20 protein-coding genes are annotated in these 18,734 nt (G+C 61.2%); 9 read left to right on the top strand and 11 right to left on the bottom strand.

The genetic code is table 11. The features are described from left to right. Nucleotides 1-9: 9 nt before the first annotated feature. Nucleotides 10-1,374 (bottom strand): D-alanyl-D-alanine carboxypeptidase/D-alanyl-D-alanine endopeptidase, encoded by a 1,365-nt coding sequence (dacB, locus tag AARI_RS00725; RefSeq protein ID WP_013347473.1) that lies wholly within the window; start codon nt 1,372-1,374, stop codon nt 10-12. A 97-nt stretch (nt 1,375-1,471) separates the two neighbouring features. Between dacB and AARI_RS00720 the strand changes: the two genes are divergently transcribed. Continuing rightward, the gene (locus AARI_RS00720) at nt 1,472-1,951 is read left to right on the top strand and encodes an inorganic diphosphatase (RefSeq protein WP_013347472.1); all 480 of its coding nucleotides are present in this window, start codon (nt 1,472-1,474) and stop codon (nt 1,949-1,951) included. A 58-nt stretch (nt 1,952-2,009) separates the two neighbouring features. Here AARI_RS00720 and AARI_RS00715 read toward each other — a convergent pair whose 3' ends face one another. Continuing rightward, nucleotides 2,010-2,351 carry a YciI family protein gene (locus AARI_RS00715; protein ID WP_013347471.1) on the bottom strand — a complete coding sequence of 114 codons (342 nt, stop codon included), beginning with the start codon at nt 2,349-2,351 and terminating at the stop codon, nt 2,010-2,012. A 61-nt stretch (nt 2,352-2,412) separates the two neighbouring features. Then, nucleotides 2,413-3,621 carry a DNA recombination protein RmuC gene (locus AARI_RS00710; protein ID WP_013347470.1) on the bottom strand — a complete coding sequence of 403 codons (1,209 nt, stop codon included), beginning with the start codon at nt 3,619-3,621 and terminating at the stop codon, nt 2,413-2,415. An 82-nt stretch (nt 3,622-3,703) separates the two neighbouring features. On the opposite strand from AARI_RS00710, the gene AARI_RS00705 reads away from it, so the two are divergent. From AARI_RS00705 to AARI_RS20000, 3 genes are all read left to right on the top strand, one after another. After that, nucleotides 3,704-4,363: a pyroglutamyl-peptidase I family protein gene (locus AARI_RS00705; RefSeq protein ID WP_013347469.1), complete on the top strand. Its 660-nt coding sequence runs from the start codon at nt 3,704-3,706 to the stop codon at nt 4,361-4,363. A 184-nt stretch (nt 4,364-4,547) separates the two neighbouring features. After that, on the top strand, nt 4,548-4,988 hold the full coding sequence (locus tag AARI_RS00700) for a YczE/YyaS/YitT family protein (protein WP_231849419.1): 441 nt from the start codon (nt 4,548-4,550) through the stop codon (nt 4,986-4,988). Continuing rightward, nucleotides 4,988-5,188 (top strand): hypothetical protein, encoded by a 201-nt coding sequence (locus tag AARI_RS20000; RefSeq protein WP_231849418.1) that lies wholly within the window; start codon nt 4,988-4,990, stop codon nt 5,186-5,188. The genes AARI_RS00700 and AARI_RS20000 overlap by 1 nt, the downstream gene beginning before the upstream one ends. On the opposite strand, the gene AARI_RS00695 is transcribed toward AARI_RS20000, so the two are convergent. Then, nucleotides 5,145-5,402, bottom strand: a complete 258-nt coding sequence (locus AARI_RS00695) for a hypothetical protein (protein WP_041648263.1) — start codon at nt 5,400-5,402, stop codon at nt 5,145-5,147. The genes AARI_RS20000 and AARI_RS00695 overlap by 44 nt on opposite strands. Nucleotides 5,403-5,507: 105 nt before the next feature. Between AARI_RS00695 and AARI_RS00690 the strand changes: the two genes are divergently transcribed. Continuing rightward, complete coding sequence (locus AARI_RS00690) at nt 5,508-6,110, top strand: hypothetical protein (protein WP_013347468.1); 603 nt, start codon at nt 5,508-5,510, stop codon at nt 6,108-6,110. Between the two features lie 18 nt (nt 6,111-6,128). On the opposite strand, the gene AARI_RS00685 is transcribed toward AARI_RS00690, so the two are convergent. Together AARI_RS00685 and serS are read right to left on the bottom strand one after the other, a co-directional pair. Next, nucleotides 6,129-6,959, bottom strand: a complete 831-nt coding sequence (locus AARI_RS00685) for a Cof-type HAD-IIB family hydrolase (RefSeq protein ID WP_013347467.1) — start codon at nt 6,957-6,959, stop codon at nt 6,129-6,131. Between the two features lie 124 nt (nt 6,960-7,083). Continuing rightward, nucleotides 7,084-8,361, bottom strand: a complete 1,278-nt coding sequence (gene serS, locus AARI_RS00680) for a serine--tRNA ligase (RefSeq protein WP_013347466.1) — start codon at nt 8,359-8,361, stop codon at nt 7,084-7,086. A gap of 38 nt (nt 8,362-8,399) precedes the next feature. Between serS and AARI_RS00675 the strand changes: the two genes are divergently transcribed. Further along, nucleotides 8,400-9,446: a diacylglycerol/lipid kinase family protein gene (locus AARI_RS00675; protein ID WP_013347465.1), complete on the top strand. Its 1,047-nt coding sequence runs from the start codon at nt 8,400-8,402 to the stop codon at nt 9,444-9,446. Nucleotides 9,447-9,516: 70 nt separating this feature from the next. Here AARI_RS00675 and pheA read toward each other — a convergent pair whose 3' ends face one another. Next, entirely contained in the window at nt 9,517-10,440 is a 924-nt protein-coding gene (pheA, locus tag AARI_RS00670; protein WP_013347464.1) for a prephenate dehydratase, read from the bottom strand. Then, on the bottom strand, nt 10,437-10,763 hold the full coding sequence (locus tag AARI_RS00665; protein WP_013347463.1) for a rhodanese-like domain-containing protein: 327 nt from the start codon (nt 10,761-10,763) through the stop codon (nt 10,437-10,439). The genes pheA and AARI_RS00665 overlap by 4 nt, the downstream gene beginning before the upstream one ends. 67 nt (nt 10,764-10,830) lie before the next feature. Here AARI_RS00665 and AARI_RS00660 point away from each other — a divergent pair, with 67 nt between their 5' ends. Together AARI_RS00660 and AARI_RS00655 are read left to right on the top strand one after the other, a co-directional pair. After that, nucleotides 10,831-12,177 (top strand): amidase, encoded by a 1,347-nt coding sequence (locus tag AARI_RS00660; protein WP_013347462.1) that lies wholly within the window; start codon nt 10,831-10,833, stop codon nt 12,175-12,177. A gap of 52 nt (nt 12,178-12,229) precedes the next feature. Further along, entirely contained in the window at nt 12,230-13,687 is a 1,458-nt protein-coding gene (locus tag AARI_RS00655) for a peptide MFS transporter (protein ID WP_013347461.1), read from the top strand. Between the two features lie 63 nt (nt 13,688-13,750). Here AARI_RS00655 and AARI_RS18335 read toward each other — a convergent pair whose 3' ends face one another. Continuing rightward, on the bottom strand, nt 13,751-14,089 hold the full coding sequence (locus AARI_RS18335) for a DUF4190 domain-containing protein (protein ID WP_049862521.1): 339 nt from the start codon (nt 14,087-14,089) through the stop codon (nt 13,751-13,753). 56 nt (nt 14,090-14,145) lie between these two features. Between AARI_RS18335 and pgm the strand changes: the two genes are divergently transcribed. After that, nucleotides 14,146-15,744 (top strand): phosphoglucomutase (alpha-D-glucose-1,6-bisphosphate-dependent), encoded by a 1,599-nt coding sequence (gene pgm / locus AARI_RS00645; protein ID WP_013347460.1) that lies wholly within the window; start codon nt 14,146-14,148, stop codon nt 15,742-15,744. Here pgm and AARI_RS00640 read toward each other — a convergent pair. Both AARI_RS00640 and AARI_RS00635 read right to left on the bottom strand, forming a co-directional pair. After that, nucleotides 15,741-17,189 (bottom strand): amino acid permease, encoded by a 1,449-nt coding sequence (locus tag AARI_RS00640; RefSeq protein WP_013347459.1) that lies wholly within the window; start codon nt 17,187-17,189, stop codon nt 15,741-15,743. The genes pgm and AARI_RS00640 overlap by 4 nt on opposite strands. Before the next feature lie 79 nt (nt 17,190-17,268). Continuing rightward, nucleotides 17,269-18,720: an aldehyde dehydrogenase family protein gene (locus AARI_RS00635; RefSeq protein WP_231849417.1), complete on the bottom strand. Its 1,452-nt coding sequence runs from the start codon at nt 18,718-18,720 to the stop codon at nt 17,269-17,271. Between the last annotated feature and the right edge of the window lie 14 nt (nt 18,721-18,734).

The following is an 18,734-nucleotide window of genomic DNA, read 5'->3' as shown; positions in this document are numbered from 1 at the left end:
CTGCGGCTTCTAGACCCGGCAGCCACAGCCGCGGATGGCGGTGACAGCAGAGTCAATGGTGGGCTTGTGAGGTGCGAGTGTTCCGTTGGGTTGGTTGGCAAAAATGGAGAAGGCCAGCAGCCTGCCATCTTCGGTCATGGTCATGCCGGTCAGCGTGGCCACCCCGGTCAGCGAACCGGTCTTGGCCCTGACCAGGCCCAGGGTCTCGGAGCCGCCCAGACGGTTCATCAGGGTGCCGTTGTAGCCGGCGACCGGCAGCGAATAGACCACTTCGCGCAGTTCCGGCTTCTTGCTGGTGGCCGCCGAACGCAGTACTGCGGTCAGCGACGCCGGGGAAATCTTGTTCTTGGCCGCCAGTCCGCTGGTATCGAAAAGCGCCAGGTCCGAGGCTCCATGCTCCTGGGCAACAGCCGCTACGGCTGCTCCGGCCTGCTCGGCAGGCATTTGGCGGTTCAAGGCAACCAGCCTGCCCATGGTTTCGGCGATGTAGTTATCCGAGACCAGCAGCATGTGCTTGATGACATCGCGCAGCGGAGCCGATTTCACTTCGGTGATCTGCTGCCCGCCGGCATAGGGGCCGCGGCCGCCTTCAGTGACCTTCACCCGTTCGGCCAGGGCTTTGGCGAAGACCTTGCGCACTTGCTGGGCGGCATCTGACTGGTAGGCGGTGCTGGTGCTTTCACCGGCGCGCCCGGCGTAGTGCGCGATCGGGTAGACCTCGCCAATGTTGTTGGAGGTGAACAGCGATTTGTCCCAGGCCGGGTTGTTGCGGGCGTCGCCGAACAGGGAATCATCCAGCCACAGCTCGACCTCTTCGATGCCGCGCTTGTCGAGTTCGTCTGCGGCCTGCTTGGCCAGGGTGGCCAACCCGGCATAGCCCTTGGGGTGCGTTGGGTCGGATTCGCGGTCACCCAGCAGCACATCTCCCCCGCCACGCAAGACCAGGGTGCCGCCGTCGAGCAGCACGCTGGTGGACAGCTGGGTATCTCCGCCGAGGGCATCCAGGGCGGCAATGGCGGTGACAACCTTCAGGCTGGAGGCCGGGGTGCCATTTATTTCGGAGTTCCTGTCATACAGGACGTTGCCGGTGGCCACGTCCACCACCTGGGCGTTGAACGATGTCTTATCAGACTTGTCAGCCAGGATGGCATCCAGGGATGCGGTGAGCACAGCAGGGTCTGGCTGTGCCGCGTTGGGATCCAGATCCTGCACGGCGACTGGGGACGCTTCGGCCAGCTGGGCGCTTGCCGGGATGTAGGAAGCTTCGGGCTCTCCGGTGAAGAATCGCGGGGCCAGCAACATCGCGACGATGACTGCAACCATGGCAACAATCGCCACCCCCAACGTAATCGCGCGTCGGGCGGCAGTGTTCATATGGTTACATTCCTCTCGAAGTTTTATCCATCAGGCGCAATGGGGCGATACCCTTATTATCGGATATCCCTAAGACTAGTTTAGGAGTGTGCTTTTCATGAGCCACGACGTTACCATCGAGATCCCTACCGGATCGCGCGTCAAGTACGAGATCGACCACGAGACCCACCGCCTGCGCCTGGATCGCGTGCTGTTCACCTCGATGCAGTACCCAACCCACTACGGCTACTTCGACGATACCTTGGGCGAAGATGGCGATCCATTGGACGCCATGGTTTACATCCCAGGTGTTGACCTGATCCCAGGTGTTGTTGTCGAAGCTCGCCCAATCGGCGTATTCAACATGACCGACGATGGCGGTGGCGATGCCAAGCTGCTGTGCGTTCCTGCCGACAAGCGCTTTGACCACATCAAGGAACTTGAAGACATCGATGAATGGCTGATCAAGGAGATCGAGCACTTCTTCACCCGCTACAAGGACCTGGAACCGGGCAAGTGGGTCAAGGCTGAAGGCTGGGAAGGCCGCGAGGCTGCCGAAGCTGAGCTGGCTCGCTCCATCGAGCGTTTCAAGGCCTAGCCACTAGGCGTAAGCTGAAAATGGCGGTGACCCCGGAAACGGGGTCGCCGCCATTGCTTTAATTTTCGGGGTCGTCCTGGAAGACCCGGACTTCTTGGGCGCAGCGGCAGGCTGCCGCAAACTTCGCGGCCCAGGCAACCGCCTGCTCATAGCTGGCCAGTTCGAGTACCGCGTACCCGCCCTCGATATGCGCGGTCTGCCGATAGGTGCCCTCACGGAGCGTGCCGTCTGATTCCACCATGACCGCAGCGATGCTTTCGTCAATGCCGCCGCCGAAAATCCAGCCTCCTGCCGCTTTGGCTTCACGCAGAACTTCATGGGCTGCGTGCGCAACGGCTTCCAGATCGCTTTCCGGAAATTTCATGGCCGGGCTGGGGAACGAAATGAGGTACTTGGACATGGCTGCTCCTTTGGATGAGGCCGCTTGCTGCGCCAAGCGTAGTCCTGCGCGGCGCTCGTTTCTAGGATTCGGGAAGCAACCCGGTCAGTACGTCTTCCTGGGCGGAGACTTCCGAGGTTTGCACGTCCCTCAGCGTCTTTTCCAACACGCGAGTGCGGGTGCCGGCCGCGCTGACGGTATTCTGCGCGGCCGAGAGCTGCTTGCCCAGCTTGTCCCAGACATCCCCGTATTTGCGGAACTCTTCCTTGGCCGCAGAAAGCACCTGCCACACTTCGCTGCTGCGCTTTTCGATGGCCAGCGTGCGGAAGCCCATCTGCAGGGAATTGAGCAGGCTCATCAGGGTTGTCGGCCCGGTAACCAAGACCCGGTGCTCGGTCTGCAGCTTGCTGGCTAGCCCCGGGCTGCGCACGACTTCTGCGAAGAGCCCTTCGGTGGGCAGGTACATGATTGCGAAATCGGTGCTGTATGGCGGGGCGATGTATTTGCTGGAAATCAGCTTGGCCTGCTCGATAATTGCCCGATCCAGGGCCTTGGCCGCCGCATCGATGGCGGTTTTCTCCCCGGATTCCTGGGCATCGAGCAGCCGTTCATAGTCTTCTTGCGGCAGCTTGGAATCGATGGGCAGGTAGATGGTCCCGGCTTCGCGTCCGGGCAGGATCACCGCGAATTCCACGCTCTCGCGGCTGCCGGGCACCACGGTGGCATTCTGTTCATACTGCTCCGCGGTGAGGATGTCTTCCAGCTGGCGTGAGAGCTGCACTTCTCCCCAGGATCCGCGGCTTTTCACATTGGTGAGCACGCGCTTGAGCCCACCGACGTCCTGGGCCAGCGACTGCATCTCGCCCAGACCTTGCTGGACCATTTCCAGCCGTTTGCTGACCAGCTCGAATGATTCGCCCAGGCGCTTCTCCAAAGTGCCCTGCAATTTCTCGTCCACGGTCTCGCGCATCTTCTCCAGCTTGGCCTCGTTGCCGGAACGCAGCTTGTCCATTTCCTGCTGGAGCAACGCCTGGACCTGCAGATGGCGGTTGGCATTGGATTCGGCCATCGCAGTGAGCTTGGAGTCGATATCGGTGCGGACCTCCCCCATGCTCTGGCGCAGCTCGGTGCGCTGGATTCCCAACTCTTGGCGCAGTTCCGCGTTGGCGGAGCGAACAGCTTCGGAAATCTGCGCCTCATCGCTGCCCGCAGTCCGGCGGATCAGCAGCAATGCTATGCATACCGTTGCGAGAATATTTAAGATGACAAGGACCAATACTGCGATAACCATGTGACTCCCACCAAAATCTTGGATTGCACCGACACCAAAGGTCTACCAGCGGGCACCGACAGTTTGGGGACATAATGGAACTATGCATATTCTGGTCACCGGCTTCGAGCCCTTCGGCAAAGACTCATTCAACGCCAGCCAGGAGGCCGTCAGCCAGCTGCCAGGGCAAATATCCAATCATCGAATCACTACCGCGATCCTTCCGGTGTCTTTCAAGCGATCCGCCCAAGAACTGGACCACCTGCTGGCAGAACATCGACCTGATGCTTTGATTTGCGTCGGAGAAGCCGGCGGCCGCGATGCGATCACTCCGGAAGCCCGAGGTGCGAACCTTGATGATGCCCGCATCCAGGACAACGATGGGGATCAGCCGCGCGCTGCGGCCATCGACCCTCGAGGTCCAGATTTCCTGGAAGCGTCATTGAATCCTGCGGCCGCAGTGAAAATGATGCTGAATGAGGGATTCAAAGCCGAACTCTCCACAGATGCCGGACGATTCGTCTGCAATCACGTGGCCTATCTGGCATACCGCCAGCCAGTCCCCTCGCTGTTCATCCATGTGCCCGCACTTCGTCCTCACGGTGTCGAGGCTACCGTCGGCGCTGAAACCGATCCCGGCGCACGTAAGCGTTCCAAGCTAGAAGTCGGACAGCTGCCACGGGCCTTGGAAGCGGCAATACGCGGCGCCTGTTCCATCCAAGAAGAAACGAGCGCAGAGAACACTGGAGATGTGCACCAGTGAACAACAACCCGACCCGATGGCTCATCTTCTTCTCGATCATCATAGGTGCGTTATTCATCGGCACCTTTGCCTTGGTTGCTACAGGCATTCCGGCTCAATGGCTGAACTGGGACTAGTAATGTGACAAAGAAATCCAAGCGCAATTCCCGCGGCCGCGCGGCTCACAGATAGCCTTGGAATCATCATGACCCTGTACAACCTCACCCCATTCGAGCAACTGCGCGCCGGAAGACTTTCGCTGCGCTTAACCAATCTATTCATTGGCCTGCTGCTGTTCGCGCTGGCTATGGCGCTTTTGATCCGCGCCCAGCTCGGCGTGGACCCCTGGGATGTGCTGCACCTGGGTCTTGCCAACCATATTCCGCTGTCACTGGGAACCATCGTGATCCTGGTCGGTTTCGCGGTCCTGCTCGCGTGGATTCCGCTGAAGCAGTGGCCTGGCCTGGGAACTATCGCCAATGTGCTGGTCATTGGACTGGGACTGGATTTCTTCTTGTGGGCCATCCCAGATGTCCACGGACTTGGCTGGCAGATCGCCGTACTGCTCGGCGCGATCATCATCAACGGACTGGGCGGAGCACTGTATATCGGCTGCCATTTCGGACCGGTCCGCGTGATGGGCTGATGACCGGATTGCACCTGCGCACCGGGAAATCCATCCGACTGATCCGCACGGTCATCGAGCTGTCCGTGCTGGCCATCGGCTGGCTGCTGGGCGGGCCGGTAGGCGTGGGCACCGTGGCTTATGCGCTGCTGATTGGACCGGCCACGCAGTTCTTCTTCAAGTACACGATCGTGACCCTGCCATCAACCCAGCGAGCCTAGCGACTTCAAGCTGGAGTCCTGCCGCCTGATGGAGCAGGTTGGCCAGGTCCTGTTCGCCGCGTGCGGTCGCCAGCTGTGCTAATTCACGCAAGGTTTCGGCGCTTGCCGCTGCCGCGAGGTAGTCGGCTGCAACCCTGAATTCAGCTGCTTCTGGCGCATTCTGCGTTGCGGTGGCGGAATCCAGCTGGCCCACTTTTTCCAGCACACCAGCCATCGCTGCTCCTTCAAAGTTTCCGGTACCAGCCTATCGGGCTGCCACCTGCCGCGTCACTTCCGCCATTTGCAAGACAATCCCGGACTTGCACGCAATACTGGAAACATGTTTGTCGTTGCGCTCAGCCCCCGGCCCCGCTCGGTCACCGATGTTGCAGCCGCCAGCGAGCAATTGTGGGACCAGCTCTCCGAAGTGGACACCCATGCCCCGTTCACCGCAGTGAGCGGGCAATTGCTGCTGGGCGTGCCCAAGGATCCCGAGGCCGCAGTAGATGCGCTGATGCGGGTGACGCGGTTGAATTTCTGCAATATCGGGCTGGGCATCGGCAGCCTGTATGAGCCGGTGCCAGCCGAGGCGGACCTGGTGGAAGGCAAGGCAATGCGCCGCGCGCTCGGTGCCCTTGAGGCGGCCAGCCATCGCGGGGAACGCGTGCCGATCTGCGTTTCCTCGGGCACCGATGAAATGGATGCTGAGCTGGAGGGGCTGCTGCGCATGCTCGGCCATTGGATCCGCACCCGCACCGAAGCCGAATGGTCCGTAGTGGATCTGCTCACCCCGGGCGTGCGCGGCCAGCAGAAGGCGGTGGCCGAGATTTTGGGCATCACCCCGCAAGCGGTATCAGCCGCGATTGTGCGATCGGGCTACAACGATGAGCTCGGCGCCCGGGCAGCCATCTCCCGGTTGCTGGAATTCACCGACCAGCTCTAAAAGGCGTCACGCCGCAGGCTAGTCCTGCAGCAGTTCTTCGAGGACGATCGCCAAACCGTCGTCGTCGACGCCCTCGGTCACAGCATCCGCTGCGTCCTTGACCTCGTCTGGCGCCTGGCCCATGGCCACGCCGTGGCCAGCCCACTGGAGCATTTCAATGTCGTTGCGGCCATCGCCCACGGCCAGGGAATCGGCCAGGTCGAACTTCAAGATGGCGCGCAGTCGCTCCAGGCCGCTGGCCTTGGTGGTGCCGTCGGCGGCGATATCCAGCCAAGCGGTCCAGCCTACCGAGTAAGTCACCCCGGATAAGCCCAGGCCCTGCACTGCATGGCCGAACTCCTCGGCAGTATTATCCGTGGAGAACACGACAACGCGCACGGCCTTGTTCTCCAGCAATTCATCGAAATCCACGACCTTGGTTTCGGCACCAAAGCTGGCATCGCCAAAAGACTCGTTGGAAAGGAATTCGCCGCGCTCATTTTCCAGCGCGTACTTGGCTTTGGGCAGCTGCTTCCATAGCGCCTTGAGCGCTGCTGAAGGATCGAAGACCTCGCGGTGGATCACTTCGATATCTGATCCGGTGACCTTGGCGAGCACACCGCCATTGCTCACGACCACATAGCCGTGGTCGATGCCCAGCTCTTCCATCACCGGCAAGGCGGCCCCGAGGGAACGCCCGGTGGAAATGACCACTTCGTGGCCTCGTTCCACCACTGCCCGGGCCGCATCGCGTACCCGCTGGCTCATCTGTCCTTGGTGGTTGACGATAGTTCCGTCAACATCAAGGCAAATCATCAATTTCTGCTTATCGAGTCGGTCGTCGTTGCCGATCTTTGTCATTACTGTCATGGCTCAAGTTAACCATCACCGCCGCTATTTCGCGATGACCCGCGGCACAGGAACACCTTAACAACGGGTTAAATGCAGTTGCCGGCCATCAGCAATGGATGACCGGCAACTTGCGGAACCTGATTTACTTGAGGACTTCGATCCCGCCAAGGTAAGGCTGCAGGGCCTTGGGCACGTTGACCGAGCCGTCAGGGTTCTGGTGGTTTTCCAGAATCGCGACGATCCAGCGGGTGGTGGCCAAGGTGCCGTTCAGGGTTGCCACCGAACGGGTCTTTCCTGGCTTGCCGTCGATGATCTCGCGTTCGCGGATGTTCAGGCGGCGGGCCTGGAAGGTGGTGCAGTTGGAGGTCGAGGTCAGCTCGCGGAAGGTGTCCTGGGTTGGAACCCAAGCTTCGCAGTCGAACTTGCGAGCCGCGCTCATGCCCAGGTCGCCGGCGGCGGTGTCGATCACGCGGTATGGAAGTTCCATGCGTCCAAGCATGTCCTCTTCCATGGCCAGCAGCTTCGCGTGCTCTGCCTCGGCGTTCTCCACGCTGGTGTAGACGAACATCTCCAGCTTGTTGAACTGGTGCACGCGGATGATGCCACGGGTGTCCTTGCCGGCCGAACCAGCCTCGCGACGGTAGCAGGAGGACCAACCGGCGTAGCGGATCGAGCCTTCGGCCAGGTCCATGATCTCATCGGCATGATAGCCGGCCAAGGCCACCTCGGAGGTGCCGACCAGGTACATGTTGTCGCGCTCGAGCTTGTAGATCTCGTCGTCGTGCTCGACATCGAAGCCGGTGCCCTGCATGGTTTCGGGGCGAACCAGGGTCGGGGTAATCATCGGGATGAACTCGTGCTCCATGGCCACGTCCAGGGCCATGTTCATCATCGCGATTTCCAAGCGGGCGCCGATGCCCTTGAGGAAGTAGAAGCGCGAGCCGGAGACCTTGGCGCCGCGTTCCATATCGATGGCATCCAGCTTCTCAGCCAGCTGCAGGTGGTCCAGCGGCTCGAACCCTTCGGCCTTGAAGTCGCGAACGGTACCTACGTGCTTGACGACAGTGAAGTCATCTTCGCCGCCGGCTGGGATGCCGTCGATGATCAGGTTCGGGATCGAGCGCTGCAGTGCGGTGCACTTGGCAGCGGCCGCGTCAGACTCTGCCTGGGCAGACTTGACCGAAGCAGCGAGCTCCTTGACCTCGGCAAGCAGGGCGGCGCGTTCATCGCCCTTGGCCTTGCCGACCTTCTTGGAGAACGCATTCTGCTCGGCACGCAGGCGCTCGTAGGTAGCAATGGTTTCACGACGCGCCGTGTCAGCTGCCAGCAGCTGGTCAATTAACGACTCGTCGGCACCGCGCGCGCGTTGCGAGGCGCGGTACATATCCGGATTTTCGGTGAGCATTTTAAGGTCGATCACATCTTAAGCGTAGCAATCATGAGTACGATGAGAGCATTATGCAGACAAATCGTGTGATCGTTTTCTCTGCCGTGGCTGCCGCAGCTGCCGCCGCGGCGACCAGTTGGTATTCGGTGCGCAAGCTTTCGCACTACAGCAAGCCGCTAGTCAAGCAGCCCGAAGCAGCGGAACAGGCAGTCGCCACCAAGGTTGCCATTGTCATCAATCCTTCCAAGTCAGGGGCTGAGGAAGCAAAGGAAGCCGTGGAGCGCGTCTGCGCCGAAGCGGGCCTGGAAGCCCCCCTGATCATTGAGACGACCAAGGAGAATGCCGGCCAGGATGCGGCCCGCGAAGCGCTGGATGCGCAATGCGACACAATTCTGGCTGCCGGCGGCGATGGAACCATCCGCGCCGTGGCGGAAGTGCTCGAAGGCACCGATGCTTCCTTGGGAATCCTTCCGCTGGGCACCGGCAACCTGCTGGCCCGCAACGTGGATATTCCCCTCGATGACCTGCACACCGCAGCCCTGGTTGCCGTGCGCGGAATGGTCCGGCGCATCGACGTCGGGCATATGAAGCTGAAGCTGCTGGACGGAGAGCAGGCAGACCACGCGTTCTTGGTGATCGCCGGGGTGGGAACTGATGCCGACCTGTTTGACGACACCAATGAAGAACTGAAGTCCAAGGTTGGCTGGCTGGCCTATTCCGAAGCCGGCCTGCGCCAGCTGCCCGGCCAGCGCAAGAAGGTGAGCTTCAAGCTGGCAGATGACGAGAACTGGCAGACCCGCAAGGTCCGCTCGGTGCTCTTCGCCAACTGCGGCAAGCTGCAGGGCCTGGATTTCGTGCCCGACGCAAAGATCGACGACGGGGTGCTGGACGCGGTGATCCTTTCGCCCCGCTCGGCCGCCGGCTGGACCTGGATCCTGCTCAAGACCGCCTTCCGCGCCAAGAACAAGATTCCGGTAATGAGCTTCTACCAGACCGCAGGGGTGTCGCTGCGCTGCGATGAGCCGATGAACACCCAGATTGACGGGGACCCTACCGGCCAGGTCAACGAACTGCAGGTCTCGGTGAACCCGAGCGCCCTGCGCCTACGCACCCCGTAACCTGCACCAAAAAGGCCTGGCCGGCTTCCCTTCAATCAAGGGAAACCGGCCAGGCCTTTGCGTTGCCTGCTTACAGGCGTTCGCGAAGCGACTTGACCCAATCGCGGGCTTCGCTGAACGCCGCGTCGGAATTGTGCGCATCGACAAAAGGCTCGACACCTTCGGCGGCCGGGTAGGAACCCAGGAAGCGCAGTTCCGGGGAGAGCCGGTGCAAGCCGGATAAGGCCGCAGCCACGCGTTCATCGGCCACATGGCCCTCGAAGTCCACGGAGAAGAAGTACTGCCCCAACCCTTGGCCGGTAGGACGCGATTCAATGCGTGAAAGGTTCACTCCGCGAGCGGTGAACTGTTCCAGGATTTCCATCAGCGCACCGGGACGGTCCTCTGGCAGCGGCAGGATCAGCGTGGATTTATCCACCTTGGTCGGTGCCGGGATCTTTCCGGGGCGGGTGACCAGGATGAAGCGGGTGACCGCTCCCTGGTTGTCTTCGACCCCGCGTGCCAGCACCTTCAGGCCGCGTTCCTGGGCCACCAGCGGAGAGCAGATCGCCGCATCATGCGGCGGTTCGGCCTCTTCGAGCGCCAGGGCGCCGGCGGCCGTGGATGAGGCCGGGGTGAAGGCCGCTTGCGGGATGTTGGCTTCGGCCCAGAGGCGGCACTGCGCCCAGGCATGCCCGTGGGTGGAGATCCGCTTGATCTGCTCCAGCGAATCGATGCCAGGGCGCACGGCAAGCACGAAAGAGATCGGAACGAGGATTTCGGCGACGATCTGCAGGGCCTCGCCCTGCGCGATCGCATCCAGAGTGGCTGAAACGCCGCCCTCTACCGAGTTCTCGATCGGAACCATCGCCGCTTCCACGCTGCCTTCGCGCACCATGGACAGGGCCACGTTGACGCTGGATGCGGGAATCCGCTGCGCATCGGCTGCCCCGGGAACCTGCAGCAGGGCCGACTCGGTGAAAGTGCCGGCAGGTCCCAGATAGGCATAGCTCATCGTACGGTTGGCTCCTGGCCGTTCTCGGCTTCCATCGGCAGGCCCGCTTCAAGCCATGCGTCGGAACCGCCGGCGATGTTGAACGCGGTGTAGCCCATGCCGGTCAGCCATGCTGCGGCCTGCGCAGAACGCCCGCCGGTACGGCAAATCACGTAGGTATCGACATCCGGGTCCAGCTCGCCCACGCGCTCTGGCAGGGTGCCAAGCACAACGTGGGTGGCCCCGGCAGCTCGTCCGGCTTCCCATTCGAAGTCTTCGCGCACATCAAGGATGAAGGCGTCCTTCGGGACATCGTTGACCGAGACAGTTTCGAAATCGCTCATGGCTGGCATTCCTCTCACATAGGGTGTTTGCTTATAAGACTAGTCATTTCCTGCGTCGAAAGCAGACATGTTTCCCTCAAGCACCCTGAAATTGCGAGACGAATTGGCCCGCGGCGAGCGTTCAAGCCGCGAGGTCACCGAGCACTGCCTTGCGCGCATCGAAGAGCAGGCGGACCTAGGCGCTTTCGTGCACGTGGCAGAAAATGCCATGGAAGCAGCGGCCGCGGCCGATGCGGCGCATGCCCGCGGGGAAATCGGCCGCCTGCACGGACTGCCCACCGCCTTCAAGGACCTGAACGAGGTGGCCGGGATGCCCACCACCTACGGCACCGCGGCCATGCCGACAACGGTAGCCGAACGCGACCATTCACTGGTGGCCCGGCTGCGCTCCGAAGGCGTGGTGATCCTGGGCAAGACGCAGGTTCCGGAGTTCGGGTTGAGCAGCTATTCGGAGAACCTCGTCGCTGCCCCATCACGTAATCCACTGGATCCCACGCGCTCTTCCGGCGGATCCTCCGGCGGGCAGGCCGCGGCCATTGCCGCCGGCATGATTCCGCTGGGACCGGGATCCGATGGCGGCGGTTCGGTTCGCATCCCCGCGGCGGCCTGCGGACTGGTTGGACTCAAGCCCTCATTGGGACGCATTCCCAGCGATGTCCTTGATGGCTACAACGACCCCATGGGAGCCCCGAAACTGGCAGTCTCCGGCCCGTTGGCCCATGATGCTTTGGATGCAGCCCTGCTGCTTGATGCCATGCGCGGCAAGGACCATTACCTGCCACTGCTGCAGGGAAGCTATCCCGAGCGCCTGTCCGACTTGAAAATCGGGTACAGCACCCATTCTCCTTTTGAACCGGTCTATGAGATTTCGCTGGCGCCCGAAGCCCGGGACGCCTTTACCCAGGGCCTTGAACGCCTGGGGCAACGCCACCGCGTCGAGCCAGCCGATCTGCACTATGCCGAGGATTATCCTGAAACCTTCGCGGCGGTGTGGACCAATGGGCTGAAGCACGTTCCGGTTTCCGATGATTCGCTGCTCGGTGAGCTGGCCAGGGACTTCCGCGGCCGTGCCGCTGACCGCTCGCTGGAACAGAGCCTGCAGGCCGGATCGAGGTTGAAGCAGATTGCGGCGGATTTCGTGCGCCAGTGGTCCGCTTTCGACGTGGTGGCTACCCCTGCCATGGCTTCGATCCCACCGAGCATCGGGCACTATACACAATCCACGGCCGATGTGGATTATATGTTGCAGTGCCAGTACGCGCCCTATACCTCGATGGTGAACGTCGCCTCAGTAGCTGCCATCACCATCCCGGTGGGTCACTCCAAGGAGGGGTTACCAATGAGTATTCAGCTGATTTCCCCGCGCTCCGACGAGGGGCTGCTGCTCGCGCTGGCCGCTCAGATACAGCTGTGACCTTTCCCATATAAGTAGGTACTCGGGTGGACAAAAGCGAAAAATGTTACGTATGTCTACTGCAACAACGAGCACCCAAGCTTCCGGGAAGACCTTCTTCGGCCATCCCGGCGCGCTCGCAAGCCTCTTCAGCGTGGAAATGTGGGAACGCTTCTCTTTCTACGGCATGCAGGGCTTGCTGGCTTACTACATGTACTACTCGGTCACCGACGGTGGCCTGGGAATGGACCAGGCCCTGGCCCTGTCCCTGGTCGGCGCCTACGGCGGCGCCGTTTACCTGTCCACCATTCTGGGCGCATGGCTCTCTGACCGCCTGTACGGTTCGGAACGGGTCCTGTTCTTCTCCGCTATAGCGATCATGATCGGCCACATCGGCCTGGCGCTTCTGCCTGGCTACACCGGACTGGTTATCGGCCTGATCTTCGTAGCAGTCGGCTCCGGCGGCCTGAAGGCCAACGCCGTGGCCCTGGTCGGTTCCCTGTATTCCAAGGACGATCCACGCATCGACGCCGGCTTCTCCCTGTTCTACATGGGCGTGAACATCGGTGGCCTGCTTGGCCCACTGCTCACCGGTTGGCTGCAGGTTGCCTACGGCTTCCACATCGGCTTCGCTGCCGCAGCAGTTGGCATGGGCATCGGCCTGGGCATCTACGCGGTGGGACGCAAGAACCTTCCGGAATCCGGACGCATCCCAAGCAACCCGCTGCCAGCCGCTGAGCGCAAGCGCTACGTGGTCATCTTCGCTGCCGTGATCGTTCTGATCGTCGCCGCTTTCGTATCCAAGATCGTGACCCCGGAAAACCTGGCAAGCACCATCGCCTACGTGGTCATCGCCGCTTCGATCATCTACTTCGCACTGATCCTGCGCAGCAAGAAGGTTGACGCCACCGAGCGCAAGCAGGTCTGGGCGTTCATTCCGTTCTACATCGGTTCGGCTGCCTTCTGGGCCCTGTTCCAGCAGCAGTTCACCTTCATCGCTGCCTACTCGGACCAGCGTCTCGACCGCCACTTGGGCAGCTGGGAAATGCCGCCGAGCTGGGTCACCTCGATCAACCCGGTCTTTATCATCATCTTCGCCGGCATCTTCGCCGCGTTGTGGACCAAGCTGGGCAAGCGCCAGCCGCGCACTTCGATGAAGTTCGGCCTGGCATTGGTAGTTGTGGGTGCGGCCTTCTTGCTGTTCATCCCGCTGGAATCCTTCGTGAAGACCCCGCTGCTGGCACTGGTGGGCATCTTGCTGCTGTGCACCTTTGCCGAGCTGCTGCTTTCGCCAGTGGGCCAGGCCATTGCCACCAAGCTGGCTCCGGCCTCTTTCGGCACCCAGATGATCGCATTGTTCTTCCTGTCGGTTTCGCTGGGCACCACCCTGTCGGGTGTGCTGGCCGGCTACTACACCGAGGGCAACGAGATCCCGTACTTCATCGCCATGGGCGGCACCGCTGTCGTCCTGGGTGTTGCCATGATGGCAGCTACCCCGGCCCTGAAGAAGCTGATGGGCCCGATCCTCTAGGCGTTCGATCATGCGAAAAGCGGTTGGTTCATTTGAACCAACCGCTTTTTTCATGCCCGGGGATTATCGAAGAAGCCCTTGTGAGAAGGTCACGTTGTCGTAATACGAGTCGTAGCCGAAGCCTGTGGATACCGCCCAGAAGAACCAGATCACCGCGGCATAAATGACGATGGCAAGGGCTAATCCGACCCATGAGGTGATCAGCCCGGCCAGCGATAGCCCGCGGGAAGCAGGTTCGCGCCGATAAGCCAGGTGTCCTGTGATGACTCCTGCCAACGGAACAAGGATAATGACAGAGAAGCCCAGCAACGACAAGATACCCAGCACCAGGGAAGCCACCGACAGGCTGGCGGACTCTGGCGGTCGTTGATAGGGGTTCTGCGGATACGGGTAATAGCTCATTTGCCCACCATTCTTCTATGGATCCGCGTTACGCGCATCAACCTGAAAGGCAATCTGTGGCACACCTTCGAGCTGGAGAACCAGCAACCGTATCCGACCTGATTAATCTTCAGGAGGTGCTCGATGCCTACAGCAGCATCACGCCTTCGGCCAGCAACCCCGGACAAGCGGTCATCTTCGGCACCTCAGGGCACCGCGGTTCCTCGCTGAACGGCACCTTCAACGAAGCGCATATCGCGGCGATTACCCAGGCTGTGGTGGACTACCGCAACGGCGCTGGGATCACCGGCCCGATGTACGTGGGCAAGGACAGCCACGCACTGTCCGAGCCTGCCTACCGCACTGCGCTGGAGGTGCTGGCAGGCAACGGCGTCACGGTGCTGGCTGAAGACGGACTGACGCCCACCCCTGCCGTGAGCCATGCAATCCTGGTGCATAACGCCGAGGGCGGCGAGCAGGCAGACGGCTTGATCATCACGCCTTCGCACAATCCGCCAGCCGACGGCGGCATCAAGTACAACCCACCGCATGGCGGCCCGGCCGAATCCGAGATCACCGGGCCCATTGCCGCCCGCGCCAATGAGCTATTGGCCAACGGCCAGATCAAGCGAGGCGAGCCAAGCGCCCGTCCGTTCGACTTCCGCGAGCTGTACATCACCGACTTGGCTGCAGTCATCGACTTCAAGGCCATCGCAGCCTCGGGCATTTCCATCGGAGCGGACCCGCTGGGCGGAGCTTCGGTGCATTACTGGGGCGAAATCGGCCGCCGCTATGGCTTGAATCTGGAAGTGGTCAACGAATCCGTTGACCCGCGCTTCGGCTTCATGACCCTTGATAAAGATGGCAAGATCCGCATGGACTGCTCCTCGGCCCACGCCATGGCCTCCTTGGTGGCCAACCGCGAGAAGTACGACATCGCCACCGGCAACGATGCGGATGCAGACCGCCACGGCATCGTCACCCCGGATGCAGGGCTGATGAATCCGAACCACTTCCTGGCCGTGGCCATCGACTACCTGCTGACCCATCGCGAGCACTGGCCAGCAGATGCGCAGCTCGGCAAAACCCTGGTCTCGTCGGTGCTTATCGACAAGGTGGTGGCCTCCCACGGCCGGACGCTGCGCGAGGTGCCTGTCGGGTTCAAGTACTTCGTTGAACCGCTGTCTTCAGGAATGGTCGCTTTCTGCGGTGAGGAGTCCGCTGGGGCGAGCTTCCTGGACTTCTCCGGCAAGGCGTTCAGCACCGATAAGGATGGGTTGATGCTGGCTCTGCTGGCGTCCGAGATCCGTGCGGTCACCGGCAAGAGCCCAAGCCAGCTGCATGCGCAGCTGGTCCAGCGCCATGGCGCAAGCTTCTATGACCGCTTCGATGCGCCGGCTGATCGCGAGCAGAAGGCGTTGCTCTCCAAGCTGGATGCCTCGATGGTGGCCGCCACCGAGCTGGCCGGCGACACGATTACCGCCAAGGTGACGGAAGCTGCTGGCTTCGCCATTGGCGGACTGAAGGTCTCCAGTGAGCACGCATGGTTTGCCGCGCGCCCATCGGGCACAGAAGACATCTACAAGATCTATGCAGAATCAACAAAATCACCCGAGCATCTGCAGCAGGTGCTGGCTGAAGCTCGGGTGATTGTTGATGCTGCGCTAGCTGGCTAGTTCAGCTTCGCGGTCCATGGATCGATGGCCACGGCTGGCTGCTTGCGGGTAGCCAGCCAGTGGCCCAGCCAGAGCAGCAGGAAGATCGGCAGGCCGATGTAGCTCGAAGCCATCTGCAGCAAGTTTCCATCCACGATCGCCTGGTAGTTCTGGCCGATGATCACCACGATCAGGATGACGAAGGCTAGGACCGGGCCCAATGGGAACAGCGGCGCCTTGTACGGAAGGTTCGCCAGGTCTTGGCCGCTGGCGATATACGCCTTGCGGAACTTGTAGTGGCACACCGCGATACCTATCCAGGCGATAAAGCCGGAAAGGCCGGATACGTTCAGCAGCCACGTGTAGGCCGAACCCTGTCCGACAATGGCGGTCAGGAAACCAAAGAGGCCTACCGAGGCGGTCAAGAGCATTGCCGGCATCGGTACGCCGCGCTTGTTCAAGCGGGCAAAGATCTTTGGTGCCTTGCCGTCGAGCGCCATCGAATAAAGCATGCGTGATGAGGCATATAGTCCGGAGTTGCCCGCCGAGAGGATGGCCGAGAGGATCACGGCGTTCATCAGCGCAGCAGCGAAGGCCACGCCTGCACGCTCGAAGACCAGGGTGAATGGCGAGGTGGTGATATCCGAGGCTTCGGAAGACAGCAGCGAAGGATCCAGGTACGGGATCAGCATGCCGATGACGAAGATCGCGCCGATGTAGAAGAGCATGATGCGCCAGAAGATCGCCTTGATGGCCCTGGGGATATCGCGCTTCGGGTTCTCGGCTTCACCGGCGGCAACGCCGATCAGCTCGGTACCCTGGAATGAGAAGCCAGCGATCATGAAGACCGAGACAATGGACAGCCAGCCGCCCACAAAGGGAGCTTCACCATCGGTCCAGTTGCTGAATCCCGGGGTTGAATCCCCCAAGATGCCGAAGATCATCGCGACGCCGCAGATCAAGAAGACCACGACGGTGATGACCTTGATCGCGGCCAGCCAGTATTCGCCCTCGCCGAAGGCCTTGGCCGACAGCGCGTTCAATCCGGTGAGCAGGATCAGGAAGAGCCCTGCCCAGATCCATCCCGGTGTATCGGGGAACCAGTAGGACATGATGATGCCAGCAGCCACCAGTTCAGCGGCCACGGTGATGGCCCAGTTGAACCAGTAGTTCCAGCCGATCGCGAAGCCGAAGTGGCGGTTCACGAAGACCGACGCGTAGGTCTGGAACGAGCCGGCTACCGGGAGCCGGGCGCTCATTTCACCCAGTGACTGCATCAGGAGCAACACCATCATGCCGATCAGTGCGTAGGCCACCAGTGACCCACCGGGTCCTGCTTGGGCAATGGTGCCGCCGGACGCGACAAATAGTCCGGTACCAATCGAGCCGCCAATGGCAATCATCTGCATATGGCGTGCTTTGAGGCCACGCTTCAGACCGTCCTGAGACGGTGCGGGCTCAGTCATGCGTTACATCTCCTGATGCTTGAAAATTTCCAACCTATCCATCCAAGCACCCTGACAAGCTAAAACGCTATGAACCGCGCTACAGTAAGCGATCAATGATCTTTCGCTTAGCCCATGAATACGGAGGATATATTGCGCTCAAGGTATCAACGACGGTCGTTTTGTTGAGTTCAGAGCGCATCTGCGAAAGCCTGTCGAAACCATGCTTGCCGTGGTAGGCCCCCATTCCACTCGGTCCCACGCCGCCGAAAGGCAGGGTTGGAACGATCATCTGGGCCAACGGAGCATTATGCACAATGGAGCCGGCTCGCACCCGGTCAGAGAAAATCGACTGCAGGCGCGGGCTTTCGCTCATCAGGTAAGCGGCCAGCGGCGACGGCCGCCGGGCAATGAATTCGAGTGCTTCCTCGAAGGTTTCCACCTCGATCACCGGCAGGATCGGACCGAAAATCTCTTCGGTCATCAAACTTCCCTCGAGGTCCACATTGCGCATGATGCTCGGCGCTATGCGCAGGGTATCCTCGTCGTACTCGCCGCCGAAAACCACCTCGCCTTGCTCGAACATCGACAGCAGCCGCTCAAAGTGCTTGCGGCTGACGATGCGGCCAAAGTCCGGATGGGTGAGCGGTTCCTTGCCGTAGAAGCTGGTGATGGCCTGGCCCAGGCGCCTGATGAGCTCAGACGAGTCGCCCACGCTCAATACGTAATCCGGCGCCACGCAGGTCTGGCCGGCATTCATGAACTTGGCGTAAGCCAAGCGCTTCGCGGAAGCCAACGAATCGTTTTCCACCACGGCCGGCGATTTTCCGCCCAATTCCAAGGTGGTAGGCGTCAGATGCTTCGCGGCCGCGGCAGCCACGATCTTGGCCACGCGTTCGCCGCCGGTGTAGAAAATGTGGTCCCAGCGGGCGGCCAGCAACTCGGTGGAGGTATCCACGCCGCCTTCAACTACCGCGTAAACCCGTTCGTCGAGGTAGACCGGGAGGAACTTGGCCAAGGCGCCTGAGGTCGCAGGAGCCAGCTCGGATGGCTTGATGACCGCAGCGTTGCCGGCAGCAATGGCCGCGACCAGCGGTGCGAGCACCAGCTGAACCGGATAGTTCCAGGCGCCGATAATCAGCATGACCCCCAGCGGGCGCGGCTCGACCTTGGCCATGGCTGGCTGCAAGGCCAGCGGAACCTTGACACTGGTGGAATCCATCCATTCAACGAGGTGGCGCTGGGCGAAATCTATTTCCGCGCGCACCACGTCGATTTCGGAGAATTTGGCTTCGGTGGCACTCTTGCCCAAGTCCTCGGCCAAGGCCTGGACGAAGTCTTCCAGATGCTCTTCCAGCATCTTCTCCAGTGCCTTGAGCTGCTGCCGGCGGAAGCGTCGCGGATGCGTGATCCGCGTGTCCGCAGAACGCCGCAAATGGCTCAGAACTGTTGCTATGCGCGATGGATGCTCGTCCACCGGAGGTGCGGAATCACCGACCGGTTCGGGCAACGGAGTGGAAGTAAACAGACCCATGATTTGAGCGTACGTCACTGGGACTATTTTTC

Source organism: Glutamicibacter arilaitensis Re117 (genome assembly GCF_000197735.1).
Classification (GTDB): Bacteria; Actinomycetota; Actinomycetes; order Actinomycetales; family Micrococcaceae; genus Glutamicibacter; species Glutamicibacter arilaitensis.
This window is presented reverse-complemented; position numbering and strand designations above follow the sequence as displayed.

Coding starts and splice junctions, on each gene's coding strand:
- AARI_RS00675 (WP_013347465.1), top strand. CDS start 8,400: ATGCAGACAAATCGTGTGATCGTTTTCTCTGCCGTGGCTGCCGCAGCT.
- AARI_RS00685 (WP_013347467.1), bottom strand. CDS start 6,959: ATGACAGTAATGACAAAGATCGGCAACGACGACCGACTCGATAAGCAG.
- AARI_RS00705 (WP_013347469.1), top strand. CDS start 3,704: ATGCATATTCTGGTCACCGGCTTCGAGCCCTTCGGCAAAGACTCATTC.
- AARI_RS00710 (WP_013347470.1), bottom strand. CDS start 3,621: ATGGTTATCGCAGTATTGGTCCTTGTCATCTTAAATATTCTCGCAACG.
- dacB (WP_013347473.1), bottom strand. CDS start 1,374: ATGAACACTGCCGCCCGACGCGCGATTACGTTGGGGGTGGCGATTGTT.
- AARI_RS00695 (WP_041648263.1), bottom strand. CDS start 5,402: ATGGCTGGTGTGCTGGAAAAAGTGGGCCAGCTGGATTCCGCCACCGCA.
- AARI_RS00715 (WP_013347471.1), bottom strand. CDS start 2,351: ATGTCCAAGTACCTCATTTCGTTCCCCAGCCCGGCCATGAAATTTCCG.
- AARI_RS00700 (WP_231849419.1), top strand. CDS start 4,548: ATGACCCTGTACAACCTCACCCCATTCGAGCAACTGCGCGCCGGAAGA.
- AARI_RS18335 (WP_049862521.1), bottom strand. CDS start 14,089: ATGAGCTATTACCCGTATCCGCAGAACCCCTATCAACGACCGCCAGAG.
- pheA (WP_013347464.1), bottom strand. CDS start 10,440: ATGAGCTATGCCTATCTGGGACCTGCCGGCACTTTCACCGAGTCGGCC.
- AARI_RS00640 (WP_013347459.1), bottom strand. CDS start 17,189: ATGACTGAGCCCGCACCGTCTCAGGACGGTCTGAAGCGTGGCCTCAAA.
- AARI_RS00720 (WP_013347472.1), top strand. CDS start 1,472: ATGAGCCACGACGTTACCATCGAGATCCCTACCGGATCGCGCGTCAAG.
- AARI_RS20000 (WP_231849418.1), top strand. CDS start 4,988: ATGACCGGATTGCACCTGCGCACCGGGAAATCCATCCGACTGATCCGC.
- AARI_RS00655 (WP_013347461.1), top strand. CDS start 12,230: ATGTCTACTGCAACAACGAGCACCCAAGCTTCCGGGAAGACCTTCTTC.
- AARI_RS00665 (WP_013347463.1), bottom strand. CDS start 10,763: ATGAGCGATTTCGAAACTGTCTCGGTCAACGATGTCCCGAAGGACGCC.
- AARI_RS00660 (WP_013347462.1), top strand. CDS start 10,831: ATGTTTCCCTCAAGCACCCTGAAATTGCGAGACGAATTGGCCCGCGGC.
- AARI_RS00690 (WP_013347468.1), top strand. CDS start 5,508: ATGTTTGTCGTTGCGCTCAGCCCCCGGCCCCGCTCGGTCACCGATGTT.